Below are 3,431 nucleotides of genomic sequence, written 5' to 3' on the forward strand. Positions count from 1 at the left end.
CCCCGCCGCGGTCGTCTACAGGGTGCCCTCAGCCGACAGCGCCGTGGACCTCGCGAACGCGTCCCCGTTCGGTCTTGCAGGAACGGTCTTCAGCGACGACCTGGACAAGGCCAAGAAGCTGGCGGAACGACTCGACACCGGCATGGTGTGGATCAACAGCACGAGCCGCAGCGCCCCCGACCTGCCGTTCGGCGGCGTCAAGCGCTCCGGCGTCGGCCGCGAGCTCGCGAAGTTCGGCATCAACGAGTTCGCGAACAAGAAGCTCATCCGCACCCCGCAGCTGTGAGCGCCAGCTCACGCCGCCTCGAGCGCCGTCTCAGCCTCGCACCGTCGACGGCTGAGTCCTGGCACGCAGTCTCCCGAGGCGGCCGTCGCCGGACACCAGTATCCGGCCCGCCAGCGACCGGCCCGCAACCCGCGGGTGCTCGGGATCCCCGCGTCCGGCCCGGTACAGCCGTGTCATCGAGGTAAGCCGTTCGGACAGCGCGCCGTGGTGCGACAGCGCTGGCGGTGACCGGGCCGCCGGTGCACTCCGCGTGGTCGGGTGTGTCAGATCCGGACATGGCCCGTCCGGCGTCGCGTCGGAAGGTGAGATGACCTGCATCGGGGCAGGCACTCACATCAAGGGAGATGGCATGACAACCACCCACACCGCCGAACTGGACGTCCTGGTCATCGGCGCCGGCTTCGCCGGCATCTACCAGCTGGACCGGCTCCGGGATCTCGGCTACAACGTGCAGCTCTGGGAGGCCGGCGCAGGCCCGGGCGGCATCTGGTACTGGAACTGCTGCCCCGGCGCCCGCGTCGACAGCGAGGGCGCGATCTACCAGTTCGCGTACAAGGAGCTGTGGAAGAACTGGCGCTACCGCGAGCTCTTCCCCGGCTGGGCTGAGATGCGCGACTACTTCCGGTACGTCGTCGACGCCCTCGACCTGGACCGCAGCATCTCGTACAACCGCCGCGTGGTCTCCGCGGTCTTCGATGAGACCAACCACCGCTGGGTGGTGCAGGCCGAGGACGGGTCGACCGTCCGGGCGCGGTTCCTGGTGCCCTGCACCGGATTCGGCTCCAGCCCCCACTACCCCGACTACCCCGGCATCGCCGACGGCGCGTTCACGGGCGAGGCGGGCATCCACCACACCGCCCGGTGGCCGCAGGGCGACATCGACATGACGGGGCTGCGGGTCGCGGTCATCGGCACCGGCGCAAGTGGTGTGCAAGTGGCCCAGGAAGCGGCGAAGGTCGCGTCCGAGGTGTACGTGTTCCAGCGCACCCCCAACACGGCGTTCCCGATGAAGCAGAAGCAGCTGACCGATGCGGAACAAGACGAACTGCAGGTCGACATCGGGGAGCGCCTCGCACGCCGACTGACGACCTTCGCGGGATTCGACTACGACTTCATCCCGGAGAACGCCGCCGATCTCGATCCCGACACCCGCACCCAGCGTTACGAAGCACTTTGGGAGCACGGCGGATTCCGGTTCTGGCTGGCCACCTTCCAGGACATCCTCGTGGACCCAAAGGCCAACGACACCGCCTACGCCTTCTGGCGCGACAGAGTGCGGGCCCGGGTCAAGGATCCGATCGTGGCCGCCAAGCTCGCGCCCACAGAGCCGATCCATCCCTTCGGCGTCAAGCGCCCGTCGCTGGAGCAGACGTACTTCGACATCTTCAATCAAGACAACGTGCACCTGGTCGACCAGTACGAGACCCCGATCGCCGAGATCACCTCGAAGGGTGTCCGTACGAGCGACGCCGAGTACGAGGTCGACCTCGTCGTGCTCGCCACCGGCTTCGACAGCGTCACCGGCGGGCTGACGGCGATCGACATCTGCGGCGTGGGCGGCCAGAGCCTCAAGGAGAAGTGGGAAGACGGCTTCGCCAACCACCTCGGGGTGACCACGAAGGGCTTCCCCAACCTGCTGTTCGCGTACGGCCCCGGCAGCCCCGCGGCGTTCTGCAACGGCCCCACGTGCGCGGAGGCGCAGGGCGAGCGAATCGTGCAGGCCATCGAGTATGTGACCCGAGGCGGTCACAGCCGCATCGAGTCCACCGACGAGGCCGACGAACGATGGCGGCAACTGGAGGAAGACATCGTCAACGCGAGCCTCTTCCCGCAGGGCAAATCCTGGTACATGGGCGACAACATCCCCGGGAAGAAGCGTCAGATGCTCCTCTACACCGGGGGGCTGACCAGCTACCTCGGTGAATGGGAGTCCTCCGTCCAGGCCGACTACGCCGGATTCACCATCTCCTGAGCCTCGCCGGCTCACGACCACGCATCTCGAACGAAAACTGGGAAGACAACGAAATGACAAGCACCGAATCGCTGTACCTCCGCGACCTCTACGCCGAATGGTTCCAGCGGATGGCCGACATGGACGTCCCGACCGTCAAAGACCTCTTCGAGGAATGGCACCTCCCGGCCATCGAGCCCACAGGCGTCACCTACGAAGAAGTCAGCGCCGGCGGCGTTCCCGCGATCTGGGCCAACCCGGTCGACGCTGCCGCCGACCGGGTGATCGTCTACACCCACGGTGGCGGCTTCGTCGCCGGATCGTCCTACAGCCACCGCAAGCTCGCCGCGCACCTGGCCAAAGCCGCCGGGATCAGAGCGCTCGTGGTGAACTACCGCCGCGCCCCGGAGCACAAGTATCCGTCTCAGCTCGACGACACCGAGGCCGTGCACCTCTGGCTGCACCAGGAAGGGTTCGAGCCGCGACACATCGCCGCCGGCGGCGACTCGGCCGGCGGGAACCTCGCGGTCACCACGAGCCGGCGCCTCCTGACCCACGGCCACCCGCAACCGGCCGCTGCGATCGCGTTCTCCCCGTGGATCGACATGGAGCTGAATGGCGAGTCCCTGGACACCAACGACGAGACCGATGTGCTCGTCAAACGCGGAGTGCTCGAGACGATGATCGCCCTGTTCCTGGAGGGCGCGGGCAGCCCGACCGATCCCTTCGTCAACCCCCTCTACCAGGACTTCACCGGGGCGCCGCCGACCTTCATCGCCGTCAGCGGCACGGAGACGCTGTACAGCGACTCCGACCGACTCGCAGCCCACCTGCGCGGCGCAGGCGTGAACGTCGAGCTGCTAGTCGAACCGGGCCAGCAGCACGTCTATCCGAGCCTGGCAGGTCGCGCACCGGAAGCCGACACGGCAATCGCGAAAGCCGCCGCCTGGCTGCGTCCACACCTCGGGCTGTAACAGCACCAGGTCGTGCAGGGCGGCGCGCAACGCACCGCCGCCCTGCACGAGCCACAGCCATGGACGGCCCCGACGTGCTCACGCAGGGCGAGCACTTGGACGGTGGGGTCGGCGCCGTGAGGAACCCACGCGGGCTGCCAGGCCACGGTGTCAGGACGATGCTGGCCCTAGGCCTGGACGAAGCGCGTCAGGACAGAAGCCGAGGCGATGGCCGTCAGGC

4 protein-coding genes (1 of these 4 running past the window's edge) are annotated in these 3,431 nt (G+C 67.9%); 3 read left to right on the plus strand and 1 reads right to left on the minus strand.

The annotated features are described in order from the left end of the window. From BGN98_RS00125 to BGN98_RS00135, 3 genes are all read left to right on the plus strand, one after another. The coding region (locus tag BGN98_RS00125; protein WP_288118601.1) for an aldehyde dehydrogenase family protein at positions 1-286 on the plus strand (286 nt) is incomplete at its 5' end. 349 nt (positions 287-635) lie between these two features. Next, positions 636-2,258: a flavin-containing monooxygenase gene (locus BGN98_RS00130; RefSeq protein WP_288118603.1), complete on the plus strand. Its 1,623-nt coding sequence runs from the start codon at positions 636-638 to the stop codon at positions 2,256-2,258. 53 nt (positions 2,259-2,311) lie between these two features. Further along, the gene (locus BGN98_RS00135; RefSeq protein ID WP_125133388.1) at positions 2,312-3,211 is read left to right on the plus strand and encodes an alpha/beta hydrolase; all 900 of its coding nucleotides are present in this window, start codon (positions 2,312-2,314) and stop codon (positions 3,209-3,211) included. A 214-nt stretch (positions 3,212-3,425) separates the two neighbouring features. On the opposite strand, the gene BGN98_RS14795 is transcribed toward BGN98_RS00135, so the two are convergent. Beyond that, a protein-coding gene (locus BGN98_RS14795) for a putative quinol monooxygenase (protein ID WP_502687796.1) crosses the window boundary here: on the minus strand, positions 3,426-3,431 show its 3' portion. The gene runs 336 nt beyond the window's last position; only the last 6 of its 342 coding nucleotides appear in the window; its start codon lies off the right edge, out of view — the gene reads right to left on this strand; its stop codon occupies positions 3,426-3,428.

It is taken from the genome of Microbacterium sp. 69-7, from assembly GCF_001897985.1.
GTDB lineage: Bacteria > Actinomycetota > Actinomycetes > Actinomycetales > Microbacteriaceae > Microbacterium > Microbacterium laevaniformans.

Excerpts from the sequence above, each read along its gene's own strand:
- BGN98_RS00130 (WP_288118603.1), top strand. The coding sequence starts at position 636 with ATGACAACCACCCACACCGCCGAACTGGACGTCCTGGTCATCGGCGCC.
- BGN98_RS00135 (WP_125133388.1), top strand. The coding sequence starts at position 2,312 with ATGACAAGCACCGAATCGCTGTACCTCCGCGACCTCTACGCCGAATGG.